We start from the raw sequence: 14121 nt of genomic DNA, 5'->3' as shown, positions 1-14121 counted from the left end.
TCACCTCACCTCCACGGTCCCGAGCCGGCCGAACCGCGCGGTCACCGGGCGGCCGGGGAGCAGCGGCACCGCCGCCGTCATACCACCGGTCAGCACCAACGACCCCGCTTCGACGGCCAGCCCGCGGGCCGCCAGCTCATTGGCGGCCCGAGCCAGCGCCTCGGCGGGCGAGCCCAGCACGTCCGCACCGGTCGCAGCGGCGACCGGCTCCCCGTCGACCTCCAGTCGGCACTCCTCGGCGACCAGGTCCATCGCGTCGGGCGCGAGTTCGCGCTCGCCGAGGACGAAGAGCGCGGCGGAGGCGTTGTCGGCGACCACGTCCGGCAGCGAGAAGCGGAACCCGGTGTAGCGGCTGTCGATGATCTCGATCCCGGCCCGGATGCCACGCACCGCGGCCAGCGCCGCCGCGGCCGTCACACCGGGGCCGCGCAGCCGCTCGCCCAGCACGAGCACCAGTTCCGGTTCGGCCCGGGGCTGGATCAGCCGGCCGTACGGCACCGGCCGGTCCCCGGGCCACCGCATCGCGTCGGTGAGCCACGCCGTGACCGGGGCGTCGATCCCGATACTGCGCTGCTTCGCCACCGAGGTCAGACCGAGCTTGACGCCGACGAGCCGCGCCCCGTCGGCCGTCCGGCGACGCAGGGCGGCGTCCTGGACGGCGTACGCGGTGGGCAGATCGAGGTCCGGCCACTCCTCGGTGAGCTGTCGTACGGCGGTGCGCCGCCGCTCGGCGTCGAGCAGGGTGCCGGCCGCCCGGTCGATCCGCCCGGCATCCGGTGCACCGGCCGGGGCGGTGGTCGCCAGGTCCGGTTCAGCCATGGTGGGTCCAGCCGTCGAAGGCCCCGCGCAACGGCTCGAAGGACTGCATGTCGGGGGCGCGCCAGCCGTCCAGGTCGTACTCGGCCAGGCAGCGTTCCGCGAAGCCCTTGTACTCGTCCAGCTGGCCGGTGGCGCCCTGGATCATCAGGATCTCGGTGCGCACCGACTCGTGGTTGCCCGCGTAGTTGCGTTCGTAGAGGCGGTGGCGGCCGGCGAACTCGGTGCCCACCGCGTCCCACAGCAGCTTCATCAGCTTCACCCGGTCGACGGCCTGGTAGCCGTTGGAGCCGCGCACGTACTTGTCGAGGTAGGGGCGGATCTCCGGGTTGGAGAAGTCCGCGCTGCCGGAGTTGACGTAGATCAGGCCGCTCGCCACGTCCTGCTCGATGATCTCCTGGATCCGCGGATAGCCGATGGTCATGAACCAGCGGTACGCGAGGCCGTAGTCGAGCCGGGGCAGCAGGGAACCGTCGTGCCACGGCTGGGGGTTGCGGGCCGCCGCGTCGCTGAGCGCCCAGAACATGTTCCGCCAGGCCAGCACCTCTCCGACGCGGGCCTGGACACCGCGGAAGTCCTTGCTGCCGGTGACCTCCAGCGCCTTCAGCAGCAGACCGGCGATGAAGTCGATCTTCACGGCGAGCCGGATCGAGCCCTGGAAGGTGAGCCGCTCCAGGAACCCGGACTGCGGCACGAAGTTGCTCACCCGCTCCGGGTCCCCGTAGAGGAAGACGTTCTCCCAGGGGATGAACACCTTGTCCATCACGAACATGGTGTCGTTCTCGTCGAGGCGGCTGGAGAGCGGGTAGTCGAACGGCGAACCCATGGCCGTGGCCATGGCGGAGTAGGAGGGGCGGCAGATCAGTTTCAGCCCGGGAGAGGCCATCGGCACCGTGGCGACCAGGGCGAACCGCTTCTTCTTCAGCGGAAGCCCGTAGTGCGAGACGAAGTTGAAGTGGGTCAGCGCCGAACCGGTCGCGACCACCTTGGCGCCGCTCACCACCAGACCGGCGTCGGTCTCCTTCTCGACGTGCACGAACACGTCCTCGACCTCGTCCGAGGGCCGGTGCCGGTCCACCGGCGGGTGGACGATCGCGTGGTTCCAGTACAGGACCTTCTCCTGCGACTCCCGGTACCAGCGCTTGGCGTTGTCCTGGAACGGCGCGTAGAAGTCCGAGTTGGCGCCGAGCGTGCCGAGGAACGCGGCCTTGTAGTCGGGGCTGCGGCCCATCCACCCGTACGTCATGCGGGCCCATTCGGCGATCGCCTCGCGGTCGCCCACCATGTCCTCGACGGTGCGGGGGGTGCGGAAGAACTTGTGGGTCAGACCGGTGCCCGCGTCGGTGGGGGCGGTGAGGACGGCCTGACGGGCCGGGTCGTGCAGTGCGTCGTAGAGGCGCGCCACCATCCGGGCGGCGTTGGCGAAGGCGGGATGCCGGGTGACGTCCTTGACCCGCTCGCCGTAGAGGTAGATCTGCCGGTCGTCCCGGAGACTCTCCAGGTACTCGTCGCCGGTCAGCGGGCGGGTGGCGGCGGAGCCGGTCCCGGCGGGGGTGGATTCCTGAGGGATGGTCATGTGGCGTGGTCCGTCCGTGGAAGGGGTGGGAGCCGGCCGGGCGGCGGTCAGATGTGCGTCACGCGGGAGATGTCGTCGAGCCGGTGGAACTGCCGCCGGTGGAGCACCAGCGGGTCGTCGTCACGGAAGTCCAGGCGCCGGACCTCCCCGAGGTAGAGCAGGTGGTCACCGCCGTCGTAGCGGGCCCACGGGGTGCAGGACAGGTACCCCAGGCAGTCCCGCAGCCTCGGCGGGCCGTCACCGGGCTCCTCCCAGGACAGCGCGGCGGTCGCGTCGTGACGCTGCCCGGCGAAGTGCAGTGCGGTGTCGAGCTGGGAGGCGCCGAGGATGTTGACGCAGAACGGCTCGTTCTCGAGATGGGCGGCGGCGCGGCTGGTGCGGTTGACCGAGACCAGGACGAGCGGCGGCTCCAGGGAGACCGAGGTGAAGGCGCTCACCGTCAGCCCGTGCGGTCCGTCGGGCGTGCGGGTGGTGACGACCGTGACCCCGCTGGTGAAGCGGGCGAGGCACTCGCGCAGCGCGCGACCGTCGACACTCATGCCATCACCACGGGCTGCTCGGCGACGGACGAAGGTCCGGTGTCCGGGCCGGCCGGTTCGGCGGCCTCCGCCGTGCTCGCCAGCTCGGTCAGATAGCCGCCGATCGCGGCCACCGTCGGGTGTTTCCACAACAGCGTGGAAGGGAGCGGCATGCCCAGCCGCTTCTGCAGCCGGAGCCGGATCGCCACCGTCATGATCGAGTCGAGGCCCAGCTCGACCAGCGGCCGGTCGATGTCCAGCTGGTCCGCGGGCAGCCGCATCTCCTGGGCGGCCTGCTCGCGTACCTGTCCGACGAAGTAGGCGGGCCGCTCGTCCGGCGCCAGCGCCGCCCACGGCAGTACCTGTTCGGCGGCTCCCGGGCCGTCGGTGTCCGGCTCGGGAGGGGTGAGGTCCGCAAGCAGTGGCGGCCGGACGACCCCCGGCGCGGCCGGCAGCGTACGGAACACCGCCGCGTGGCCGAGGCCCTGCCGCCCGGCGGCGTCCCAGGCGCCGAACGCCTCGGCGGCCGTGATGTCGCCGGTGCCACGGGCGGCCAGTTCACCGTCGATCACCTCGGAGGAGGTCGACATGCCGAGCCCCCGCCAGGACGTCCAGGCCAGGCTCACGGTGTCCCGGTGGCCGTCGGTCCGGCGGTGACCGGCCAGCGCGTCGAGGAAGGCGTTGCCCGCGGCGTAACTGGTCTGCCCCGGCAGGCCGAACAGATAGCCGGCCGAGGAGAACAGCACCAGGAAGTCGAGGGTGCCGGGCGGGAACAGCTCGTGGAGCACCAGGGCACCGTCGGCCTTCGGCCGCATCACCCGGCGCAGGGACTCCTCGCCGGTGTCGCGGGCCGGCCTGTTGTCCACCACGCCGGCCGCGTGCACCACGCCACGGATGGGCGGCAGCCCCAGGGCCACGGTGTCCAGCGCCCGCCGGGCCTCGGCGGGGTCGGCGATGTCCAGGCCGACCGACCACACGGTCGCGCCGCCCTCCTCCATGCGCCGCACCGCGTCGATCCGCTCCAGGTCACCGGGATCGGTGACGGACGGCCACTCCGCGCGCGGCGGCAGCGGCCGGCGGCCGGCCAGCAGGATGCGCCGTGCTCCCCGGCCGACCAGCCATTCGGCCGTCAGCAGACCGAGGACGCCGAGGCCACCGGTCACCAGGTAGGTGCCGTCCGGACGGCACTGCAGGGCGTCGCGCTCGCCGCCCCCGTCCCGGCCCCCGCCTTCGACGAGTGCGAGCCGGGCGACCTCGGCCCCGCCGGGGCGCAGCGCGAGGACGTCCTCGCCGTGCCGTTCGCGGAGCACGGTCAGCAACTCGTCCGCGACCGCGTGCGGCTGTTGGGCCGGGAGGTCCAGGATGCCACCGAAGGTGTCGGCGTACTCGGTGCCGAACACCCGGCCCAGGCCCCACAGGGGTGCGTGGTGGAGCGCGGCCGGACCGCTCGCCTCCCGCACGCCACGGGTGACCGCCCACAGCCGGGGCGGTACGGAGTCCTCCTCCCAGGCCGCCAGCCGGCCGGCCGCCTCGGTGAGCAGCCAGGCCGCGGACGCGGGGTCCGGACGGCCGTCGGCGGGCACGGCGGGGGAGACCAGGACGGCGCCGCCGCTGCCCAGGGCGTTGCGGTGGTCCTCCAGGTCCGCCGGGACGGTCGCCGCGACGACGCGGACGGCGGCCGTGTGCCATGCGTCCGCGAGGCGCCCGGCCAGTTCGGGATCGCCCAGTACGGCCACGGTGGTGACCTCGGCGGCGGGACGGCGGGCCGGGCCGAGCGGGCGCCACCCCAGCTCGTGGACGAGCCGCCGGGGGCTGGTCCGTGCGCCGGGGTCGCCGTCCAGCCTGCCGTAGCGCAGGCCGGTCAGCTCGGCGACGACCGTGCCGTCCGGGGCGATGATCTCGACGTCCACCGTGTCCGAACCGGCCGGGCCCGCCGACGTACGGGTGCTGATCAGGGCGGTGGCGGGCGGCGGGCCCGTCACGGCGACGCGCCGGATACCGGCGGGCATCCGCAGCAGCGCCTCGCCGGGGAAGACCACGGAGGCGATCGAGAGGGCCGCGTCCAGCAGCGCCGCCCAGGTGCCGTCCGCACCGTCGGGGACGGTGACCTCGGCGAGCGACGCGCCTTCGCCACCCGACAGCCGCTCGACGTGCCACGGGAAGCCCATGGCGGCCACGCCGATGCCGGCCAGCCGCTCGACCGGGAAACCGGCGTCCAGCGGCTGCGGATGGGCGGCCCACAGCGCGCGGGGGTCGCGCCGGGCGGCGGTGGGCGTGTGGTCGCCGGGCGTCCGGGCCATGGTGTGGGTGAGCCAGAAACGGCCGGAGCCGGGCTCCCGCTCCTGCGGGGGGCGGGAGTTGAGGCGAAGGGTGCCCGACTGCCGGAGGATCTGTACCTCGCTGGGCTCGGAGACGGTGACCGGTGTCCGCAGATCGACATCGGCCAGCGCGTGCGGGCCACCGACGGACGGGTCGCCGTGGGCCGCCGTCAGGAAGGTGTTGAGGAGGACGGCGGCGGGCACGATCTCCACCCCGCGGACCGGGTGCCGGCCCGGGTAGGGGCGGCTGACCTCGTCCAGGGTGGTGTGCCACAGGTCGATCGTGGTGTCCGCGGTGACCGAGGACCGGCCGCCGAGCAGGGTGTGGGTCCGCGGGTCGTGCGGTTCCTGGGCGTCGCCGGACCGCCGGGGCGCGTCCAGCCAGTAGCCGACGTGCTGCCACGCCGTGGTCGGCAGGTCGGCCAGCTCGCCGTCGGGCTGGAGGGCGTGCCAGGCCACCCGGGCACCGGCACAGTGCACCGCGGCGAGGTTCTCCAGCAGGAGCCGCTGCTCGGGCCGGTTCCGGCGCAGGGTCGCCGTCACCGCGCAGCCGCGGACCCCGGCGGACTCCATGGTCTCGTTCACCGAGTGGACCACCACCGGGTGTGCGGAGATCTCCGTGAACAGCCGGTGGCCGTCCTCCAGCGCGGCACCGACCGCGGCGGTCAGACGCACCGGGTTGCGCAGATTGGCCGCCCAGTAGGTCCCGTCCCGAGGGGCGTCGGAGCGCGGGTCGGCCAGCGCGGTGGAGTAGACCGGGATCCGCGGGGGGCGCGGGCGCAGTTCGGCGGCGGCCGCCGCCAGTTCGTCCAGGAGCGGGTCCATCTGCGGGCTGTGGAAGGCCACATCGCTGTCGACCCGGCGCACCATGATCCCCTCGGCCTGCCACTCGGCCACCAGGGCGTCAATCGCGGCGGGACCGCCCGCGACCACGGAACTCCCGGGCGAGGCGCAGATCGCGGCGGCCAGGCCGGTCCGGCCGCGCAGCCGTTCCTCCGCCTCCGCGAACGGGAGCCCGACCATGGCCATCGCCCCGGCGCCCGCGACCCGGCGCAGCAGCCGGGAGCGTCGGCAGACCAGCTGCGCGCCCTCGTCCAGGGTGAGCACGCCCGCCGTGACGTTCGCGGCGATCTCGCCCACCGAGTGTCCGATGACCGCGGCGGGTTCGACGCCGTAGGAGCGCCAGCACTCGGCGAGCGCCACCTGTACGGCGAAGATCAGCGGCTGGACGGTGTCGACGCCGCCGAGCTCGCCGTCCTGGAGGGCCTGCCGGGGGGAGAGGCCGAGCTCGGCGGTGAACGTGTCGTGCAGTTCGTCGAGGACCTTGCCGAAGACCGGTTCGGTGCGCAGCAGGTCCTGGCCCATGCCGGCCCATTGGGAGCCGTGTCCGGAGAAGACCCACACCGGCCCGCGCGCGGCGTCGGGCACCGGCGTCCCGGTGACGACCCCGTCCGCCCCCTCACCGGCCGCCAAGGACCGCAGCCGGGACGCCAGTCGGGCGCGGTCGGCGGCCACCACGGCCGCGCGGTGGGTGAGGTGGGAACGGCGGTGCGCGAGCGTGTGGCCCACCGCGGCCACGGGGACCGCGGCGCCGTCGCCCTCCAGCCAGTCCGCCAGCCGCGCCGCGGCCGCGGCCAGCCCGGCCGCGCTGCGCGCCGACAGGGGGACGAGGGTGTCCGGGGCGGCCTGGTCGGCGTCGGTGCCGGGCCCGGGGAAGTTCGCGTCGGGCCCGGCGGGCGCCTCCTCCAGGATGACGTGGGCGAGCGTGCCGCCGTAGCCGTAGCCGGACACACCTGCGCGGCGCAGCCGTCCGCCGGCCAGCCAGGGGCGCGCCTCCGTGACCAGTTCGAGGCCCGAAGTCTCCCACGGGACAGCGGGGTTGGGGGTGGTGAGGTTCACGCTCGGAGGCAGGTGCTCGCGGGTCAGCGCGAGCACCGTCTTGATCACACCGGCCACCCCGGCGCCTGCTTCGAGGTGCCCGATGTTGGCCTTCACCGATCCGATCAGGCACGGCCGGCCGGGCTCGCGGCCCGCTCCGAGGACGCTGCTCATCGCACCGGCCTCGATCGGGTCGCCGACCCGGGTGCCCGTGCCGTGGGCCTCCACGTAGTCGACCGAGAGCGGGTCGATCCCGTTCAGGGCGTAGGTCCGCCGCAGCAGGTGCCGCTGCGCCTCCTCGCTGGGCGCCATGATCCCTTCGGTCTTCCCGTCCTGGTGCACGGCCGAGCCGCGGATCAGAGCGAGGACGCGGTCGCCGTCCCGCTGCGCGTCGGAGAGCCGCTTGAGGACGAGGACGCCGCCGCCCTCGCCGCGTCCGTACCCGTCGGCGGAGGCGTCGAAGGACTTGGAGCGGCCGTCCGGCGAGGTGGCCCCGGCCGAGTCCAGCACCAGGGTCAGCCCAGGGGCGGCCACCAGCAGGACGCCACCGGCCAGGGCCAGCGGGGCCTCACCGAGCCGCAGGGCCTGGCACGCGTGGTGCAGGGCCACCAGCGACGACGAGCAGGCGGTGTCCAGGGCCATGCTGGGGCCGCGCAGGTCCAGGGTGTACGACACCCGGTTGGCGACCGCGCAGAAGGCCCCGCCGATGCCGCTGCGCGCCTCGACGCCGGGAAGGTCCTCCAGCATCAGGCGGCCGTAGTCGTCCGCGCCGACGCCGATGTACACCCCGGCGTCCGTGCCGGCCAGGGTGTGCGGCGGTATGCCGGCGTGTTCGAGGGCCTCCCAGGAGAGCTCCAGGATCATCCGCTGCTGGGGGTCCATGAGTTCGGCCTCGCGCGGGGATATCCCGAAGAAGGCGGCGTCGAAGCCCTTGATGTCGGACCGGAACGAGCCCCGGCGGGTGGCGCCCGCCAGAGCCCGGCGGGTGTCGGCCCCCGCCGTCTCGTACTCCTTCCAGCGGTCCGCCGGCAGGTCGCCGACCGCGGTGCCGCCGTCCGTGAGGAACTGCCAGAACTCTTCGGGCGAGTTGACCTCCCCGGCGAACCGGCAGCTCATCCCGACGATGGCGATGGCTTCCGGGGGCACCGGCATGCCGGGGTCGTGCTGCCCCGCTCCGTCAGTCTCCGTCACCGGTCTCTCCTCTCCGCGTTCAGGTTGGGGACGAATCGGCTCAGGTGAGAACCGAGGTGAAGCGCTCGTTGACCTCGCGCCCGATGTAGAAGATCCCGGTGGCGAGCTGGTCGGCCGTCCAGGTGATCGTGGGGAAGTCCGGGAAGGTGGTGTAGCCGCCGGAGAACACCTCGTTGCGGTTGCCCGACGGGTCGAAGAAGTAGATGGTCTGACCGCGGGTGATGCCGTGTCGGGTCGGCCCGATGTCCACCGACACGTCGTCCATGGCGAACAGGTCCCCCGCGTGCCGGATCGCGTTCCAGTCCTCCAACTGGTACGCGAAGTGGTGCAGTTTGCTGTTAGGGCCCTTGATGAAGGCGATGTCGTGCGGTGAGTTGCCGCAGAACATCCAGGAGCCGATCAGCTCCTCCGTGCTGTGGTCGGTGATCAGGCGCTCCGCGGGGCGGAAGTCCAGGCACTCGGCGAAGAACCGCTCCAGCAGTGCCGGTTCCTCGGCGGTGATCAGCGCGTGGTCGATCCGGGGCACCCCGACGCCCACCAGGTGGCGGGGGAAGGGCGCGGGGTTGAGGGCGCCGGTCTCGGTGCCGGCGAACTCGATCTCGTGGTACAGCTCCACGACGTGCTCCGACGGCAGCACGATCCGTACTCCGTCGCCCACCGCCAGGTTGTCGCCCCGGCTCATTCGCTTCGTCGTGCAGCCGAACCGCTCGGCGCGCCGCTCGAACACATCCAGGTCGGCGGGGCTTTCCACCTTGTAGCCGAGCTTCACCAGGCCGACGCCGCCCTCCTCCAGGACGACCGAGTGGTGGTCCCACTCGTCCCAGGACTTGAGGTACAGACGGCCGTCGCCCTCGTGCACCACGCGCATCCCGAGGGTCTGCGCGTAGTGCGACCGGGACGCGTCCAGATCGGTGACGCGTGCGTGCACGTACCCGAGCCGCATGACAGCCATGGGTCACTCCTCGATCTCGCGGGATCGCCGCGTGGTGGGTCGGGGCGGGTGGAAGGTCAGGGCCCGAAGAGGTGGTGGAGGCGGCGCAGCCGGTGGTTTCGCAGGCGGACGACCACGTCGCCGATGGGGACGGCGCGGCAGCTCAGGCAGGTGCCCGCGGCGATCTCGGTGTCGTCCAGCACGGTCGCCGCGATGGGCGTCCGGTACTCGACCCGGCCGGACAGCACGTCCATCTTGCAGACGCCGCAGCCGCCGCGGCGGCAGCCGACCCGGTAGCCGAATCCGGCGGTGGAGAGCGCGCTCATGATGGTCTGCCCGGGAGCGGCGCGGACCACCACCTGGTCGGGGGAGACCGTGACGGTGGGCGAGTCGTCGGGGGAGGCCGTGACGGACGACGGGTCGTCGGGGGAGGCCGTGACCGACGACGAGTCCTCAGCGTTCATGCCGGACCTCAGCGTTCATGCCGGACCTCGAAGGACGGTAGAGGATTTCAGGGAAATCAAAAAATCGGTCCGACGGGGCGGCGATTCGGCCCGCACACCTGGTCGGGTAATGCCAGGGGACTGTAATGAATGCGCCGTGCCATTGTCCAGGGTTTCCGTCTAGGCTTTCCGTCCGGGCTTTCCTTGCCGAAGTCCTTTCGCCCCGGGTTCCGGGCGGCGGCCCGAGGGTAATTCGAAATCCTTCAAAAAGTCGGGAGACGGCATGTCCGAGTATCGCGTCGACACCCACCACCACATCGTTCCGCCGAAGTACGCCGAGTGGCTCGGTGCCCGCGGAATCACCGCGGGCGGCATGCCGCTGCCCACCTGGACCCAGGCCGGCGCACTGGCCCTGATGGACGAGCTCGCGGTCCGCACCGCGGTGCTGTCCGTGTCCACCCCGGGGGTGCACCTCGGCGACGACGCCGACGCGCGCCGGATGGCCCGTGAGGTGAACGAGTTCGCCGCCGAACAGGTCAAGGACCGCCCGGAGCGCTTCGGCCTGTTCGCCACCCTCACCCTGCCGGACGTGGACGGCGCGCTCGCCGAGGCCGCGTACGCCTTCGACGTCCTGGGCGCGGACGGGGTGGTCCTGCTCGCCAACTCCGCCGGCCACTACCTCGGCGACGCCCGCTTCGACCCACTGATGGACGAGCTGAACCGGCGCTCAGCCGTGGTGTTCGTCCACCCCTCGCACCTCAACGCCCCGCCGGTGGAAGGCATCCCGCCCTTCCTCGCCGACTTCCTCCTCGACACCACGCGGGCCGCGATCAACCTGGTCCACGCCGACGCGCCGCAGCGCTGGCCGGACCTGAAGATCATCCTGTCGCACGGCGGCGGCATCGTGCCCTACGCGGCCCACCGCATCGCCTACACCCGGACCGGCGACGACCCGGCACCCGAGCGGGTGCTGGAGGGGCTGCGGAGCTTCTGGTTCGACACCGCCCTGTCCACCAGCCCCACCGCACTGCCCAGCCTGCGCGCGTTCGCCCGGCCGGACCGGGTCCTCTTCGGCAGCGACTGGCCCTACGCCCCGGTGCGCACCGTCCGCCACTTCGCCGCCTCCTGGGACGCCGAACAGGCCATCGACCCCGCCGCGCGCGCCGCGGTGGATCACGGCAACGCCGAGGCCGTCCTGCCCCGGCTGAAGGACCTTCGACCGTAAAGGCTTTGAACGGCATCAAATGCATTGCCAGCCCCGGGGAGCCTCTGTAAGACTCCACCGCGGATCAAATGGGATTGCGCCCGGCCCGTCCGGTGCGGAAAACCCGGGCGGCCTTCCAGGTCGTCCGGGTGAATCCCTCCGACCCCGCAGCTCCTTTTCTTTTCCGTGGACCGCGAATTCGCGTGCACATTTCCGCGGTGAAAGCACCGGCCGGATCCGGGCCCGGTGCATCCGGCCGGTACGCCACCCCGGCCCGTACCTCCGATCCACGACCTCGCCCGTCTCGTCAAGGGAGTGCCACGTGTCGACGTCCCCCGAATCCGCGACCGCGTCGGACTTCGCGGCCGACGGGTCCGCCGCGAGTCTCCCCCTCTCGGCCGCGCAGTACCGCGTCCACGTGCTGGGGCAGTTCGAAGGCGCCCGGCCGGTCGCCAACACCGCGGCCGTCCTCCGCGTGCCCGCCCCGGTGGACCCGGGCGCGCTGCGCGCGGCGGTGGCGGACGTCGCCGGACGCCACCAGGCGCTGCGCTCCCGTATCGTCGAGACGGACGACGGCCCACGGCAGTCGGCCGACGACGAGGCCCGGCCCTCCTTCACCGACCTCACCGACGAACCGCTCGGCACACCGGACCCCACCGACGCCGACGGCGTCCCCGACCAGGTCCGCGCCGCCGCGCGCCACCGCTTCGACCCGGCCCACGAACACCCCCTGGCCGTGACACTGTTCGCGCTCGGCACCGACGAGCGCCTGATCCTGCTCACGGCCCCCGGAATCCTCTGCGACGCCCCGTCGCTGGACACGGTGGCCGCCGACCTCGCCACCGCCTACCGCGCCCGGGAAGCCGGCCGGGCCCCCGACTTCGGCGACCCGCCCGCCCAGTTCCCCCAGCACCTGACGGACCGCCTCCGGTCGCTCGGCGACCCGTCCGACCCCGGCACACCGCTCCGGCGCGACCTCGACCACTGGGCCCGCGCCCTCTCGGACGCCCCGCTGCTGTCCGAACTCCCCCGCGACCGCGCCCTCGCGGCCACCCCGAGCTACCGCACCGGCAGCGCAGCCTTCGCACTGACCGCCTCCGACACCGCACGGTTCCACGCCCTCGCGGCCCGGCTCGGCACCGGTACCCGGGCCCTCGCCCACGCCGCCCTGGCCGCACTGCTCACCCGGGTCGGCGGTAACCCCGATGTACTGATCGGCACCTGGGACTCCGGCCGTACCGCCGACGAGCAGGACCTGGTGGGCCCCGTGCGGCGCACCGTGGTGCTGCGCACCCGCAGCAGCGACGACCCGCGGTTCACCGATCTCGTGCGGCACGCGGCCGAGGTGGCCGACGAGGCCGACGACCACGCACACGCGCCGTTCGAGCGGATCGCCGAACTGGTCAACCCGGCCCGCTCCCTCACCCACCACCCGCTCTTCCAGGTGGGGCTGGACGTGTCCGACGGCCCACGGCCCACCGTCGATCTGACCGGTACTCCGGTCCCGGTCGAACGGCTCCGCCTCGGCGAGAGCGAACTCGACCTCTGCCTGCGGCTGAGCGCGGACCCTGCGGGCGCCGACGGCCCCGACACGGCCGACAGCGCGGTGGAGTGCCTGCGCGGCGAACTGGAGTACGCCCTCGATCTCTTCGACCCCGCCACCGCCGAGCGCCTGGCCGGCCTCTACGCCGCCCTGCTGGCCGCCGCCTGCGCCGCCCCGGACAGCCGCATCGGCACCCTCGACCTGCTTCCCGAGGCCGAGCGGAAGCTACTGGACTCCTGGAACGCCACCGGGCTGCCGGTCACCGCGCAGACCCTGCCCGCCGCCATCGCCCGCCAGGTACGGGACACCCCGGACGCGCCCGCCGTACTGGCCGGCGACACCACGCTGACCTACGCCGAGCTCAACGGCCGCGCGAACCGGCTCGCCCGCCTGCTGATCGCCGAGGGTATCGGCCCGGAGGACCGGGTGATGCTCGCGCTGCCGCGTACCGAGGACCTGCTCATATCCGTCTGGGCGGTGCTGAAGTCCGGCGCCGCTTACGTCCCCGTCGACCTCGGCCACCCGCCGGAGCGCATCGCCCGGGTGGCGGCCGACAGCCGACCGCGGACCGTCCTCACCCACACCACCGTGACCGGTCTGCCGCAGGACCTCGGCCGCATCGACCTCGACGCCGGAGAAACCGCCGACCGGCTGGCCCGCATCCCCGGCAACGAGGTGGACCAGGCCGAGCGGACCCGCCCGCTCACTCCCGACCACCCCGCGTACGTCATCTACACCTCGGGCTCCACCGGAGAGCCCAAGGGCGTCGTCGTCGCGCACACCGGCGTCGTCAGCCTCACCGCCTGGGCGGTGGAGACACTGGGCGCCGACCGGCTGCACCGGGTCGTCGCCGGCACCGCGCTGACCTTCGACGTCTCCGTCTTCGAGACGATCGTGCCGCTGCTCGTCGGCGGCCGGGTCGAACTGGTCCAGAACTCGCTGGCGTTGGCGGACCGCCCCGTCGGCAGCGAGGCGACGCTCGCCTGCATCGTCCCGTCCGCGCTCTCCGCGCTGCTCGCCCAGGGCCGACCGCTCGATGTCCCCTTCCTCGCGATCGCCGGCGAGGCACTCAACGGGACGCTCGTCCGCAGCCTGCGGCGCATCTCGCCCGGCACACGGTTCGCGAACATCTACGGACCGACCGAGGCCACCGTCTACTCCACGGCCTACTTCCCCGACCCGGCCACCGCTGCGGCCGATCCCGCCGAGCGCACTCCCATCGGTGGTCCGGTGGGGAATGTGCGGGTGTTCGTGCTGGATGGTGGGTTGTCGCGGGTGGCGGTGGGTGTGGTGGGGGAGTTGTATGTGGCCGGGGTGGGTTTGGCGCGTGGGTATTTGGGGCGTTCGGGGTTGACGGCTGGGCGGTTTGTGGCGTGTCCGTTCGGGGTGGGTGAGCGGATGTACCGGACGGGTGATCTGGTGCGTTGGGTTTCGGGTGGGGTGTTGGAGTTCGTGGGCCGGGTGGATGACCAGGTGAAGGTGCGGGGTTTCCGTATTGAGTTGGGTGAGGTGGAGGCGGGGGTCTCGGCGGTGCCTGGGGTGGGTCAGGTGGCGGTGCTGGTGCGTGAGGATGTGCCGGGTGACCGGCGGTTGGTGGCGTATGTGGTGCCGGACGGGGACGCGGTTGTGGATCCGGCGGTGCTGCGGTCGGTGGTGGCGGGGGTGTTGCCGGAGTACATGGTGCCGTCGGCGTTCGTGGTGTT

At 73.0% G+C, this 14121-nt stretch carries 8 protein-coding genes; 2 read left to right on the top strand and 6 right to left on the bottom strand.

Going from position 1 to position 14121, the window contains the following annotated elements; genetic code table 11:
* From GA0115234_RS03905 to GA0115234_RS03880, 6 genes are read right to left on the bottom strand one after another with little or no spacing between them, the layout of a single operon-like run.
* Positions 1–819 (bottom strand): 2-keto-4-pentenoate hydratase, encoded by an 819-nt coding sequence (locus GA0115234_RS03905; protein ID WP_093539422.1) that lies wholly within the window; start codon positions 817–819, stop codon positions 1–3.
* A complete protein-coding gene (locus GA0115234_RS03900; RefSeq protein WP_093539421.1) occupies positions 812–2392 on the bottom strand; it encodes a 4-hydroxyphenylacetate 3-hydroxylase family protein in 1581 nt (526 codons plus the stop codon). Before GA0115234_RS03900 ends, GA0115234_RS03905 begins: the two co-directional genes overlap by 8 nt.
* 47 nt (positions 2393–2439) lie before the next feature.
* Positions 2440–2931, bottom strand: a complete 492-nt coding sequence (locus GA0115234_RS03895) for a flavin reductase family protein (protein WP_093539420.1) — start codon at positions 2929–2931, stop codon at positions 2440–2442.
* Entirely contained in the window at positions 2928–8297 is a 5370-nt protein-coding gene (locus GA0115234_RS03890) for a type I polyketide synthase (RefSeq protein ID WP_256088595.1), read from the bottom strand. The genes GA0115234_RS03895 and GA0115234_RS03890 overlap by 4 nt, the downstream gene beginning before the upstream one ends.
* 40 nt (positions 8298–8337) lie before the next feature.
* The gene (locus GA0115234_RS03885; RefSeq protein WP_093539419.1) at positions 8338–9249 is read right to left on the bottom strand and encodes a catechol 2,3-dioxygenase; all 912 of its coding nucleotides are present in this window, start codon (positions 9247–9249) and stop codon (positions 8338–8340) included.
* 56 nt (positions 9250–9305) lie between these two features.
* A complete protein-coding gene (locus GA0115234_RS03880) occupies positions 9306–9692 on the bottom strand; it encodes a 2Fe-2S iron-sulfur cluster-binding protein (RefSeq protein WP_093539418.1) in 387 nt (128 codons plus the stop codon).
* Positions 9693–9954: 262 nt separating this feature from the next.
* Between GA0115234_RS03880 and GA0115234_RS03875 the strand changes: the two genes are divergently transcribed.
* Complete coding sequence (locus tag GA0115234_RS03875; RefSeq protein ID WP_093539417.1) at positions 9955–10896, top strand: amidohydrolase family protein; 942 nt, start codon at positions 9955–9957, stop codon at positions 10894–10896.
* Between the two features lie 301 nt (positions 10897–11197).
* Positions 11198–14121 (top strand): non-ribosomal peptide synthetase (locus tag GA0115234_RS03870; RefSeq protein ID WP_161275564.1); only part of this gene is annotated, 2924 nt, incomplete at its 3' end.

Source organism: Streptomyces sp. DvalAA-43, assembly GCF_900091725.1.
In the GTDB taxonomy this organism is placed as follows: domain Bacteria; phylum Actinomycetota; class Actinomycetes; order Streptomycetales; family Streptomycetaceae; genus Streptomyces; species Streptomyces pulveraceus.
The sequence above is the reverse complement of the archived record's forward strand: the minus strand, read 5'-3'. Positions and strand labels throughout refer to the sequence as shown.

Bases quoted from the DNA above. Each gene is read 5' to 3' on its own strand.
- GA0115234_RS03885 (WP_093539419.1), bottom strand. From the start codon at position 9,249: ATGGCTGTCATGCGGCTCGGGTACGTGCACGCACGCGTCACCGATCTG.
- GA0115234_RS03900 (WP_093539421.1), bottom strand. From the start codon at position 2,392: ATGACCATCCCTCAGGAATCCACCCCCGCCGGGACCGGCTCCGCCGCC.
- GA0115234_RS03880 (WP_093539418.1), bottom strand. From the start codon at position 9,692: ATGAACGCTGAGGACTCGTCGTCGGTCACGGCCTCCCCCGACGACCCG.
- GA0115234_RS03875 (WP_093539417.1), top strand. From the start codon at position 9,955: ATGTCCGAGTATCGCGTCGACACCCACCACCACATCGTTCCGCCGAAG.
- GA0115234_RS03905 (WP_093539422.1), bottom strand. From the start codon at position 819: ATGGCTGAACCGGACCTGGCGACCACCGCCCCGGCCGGTGCACCGGAT.
- GA0115234_RS03895 (WP_093539420.1), bottom strand. From the start codon at position 2,931: ATGAGTGTCGACGGTCGCGCGCTGCGCGAGTGCCTCGCCCGCTTCACC.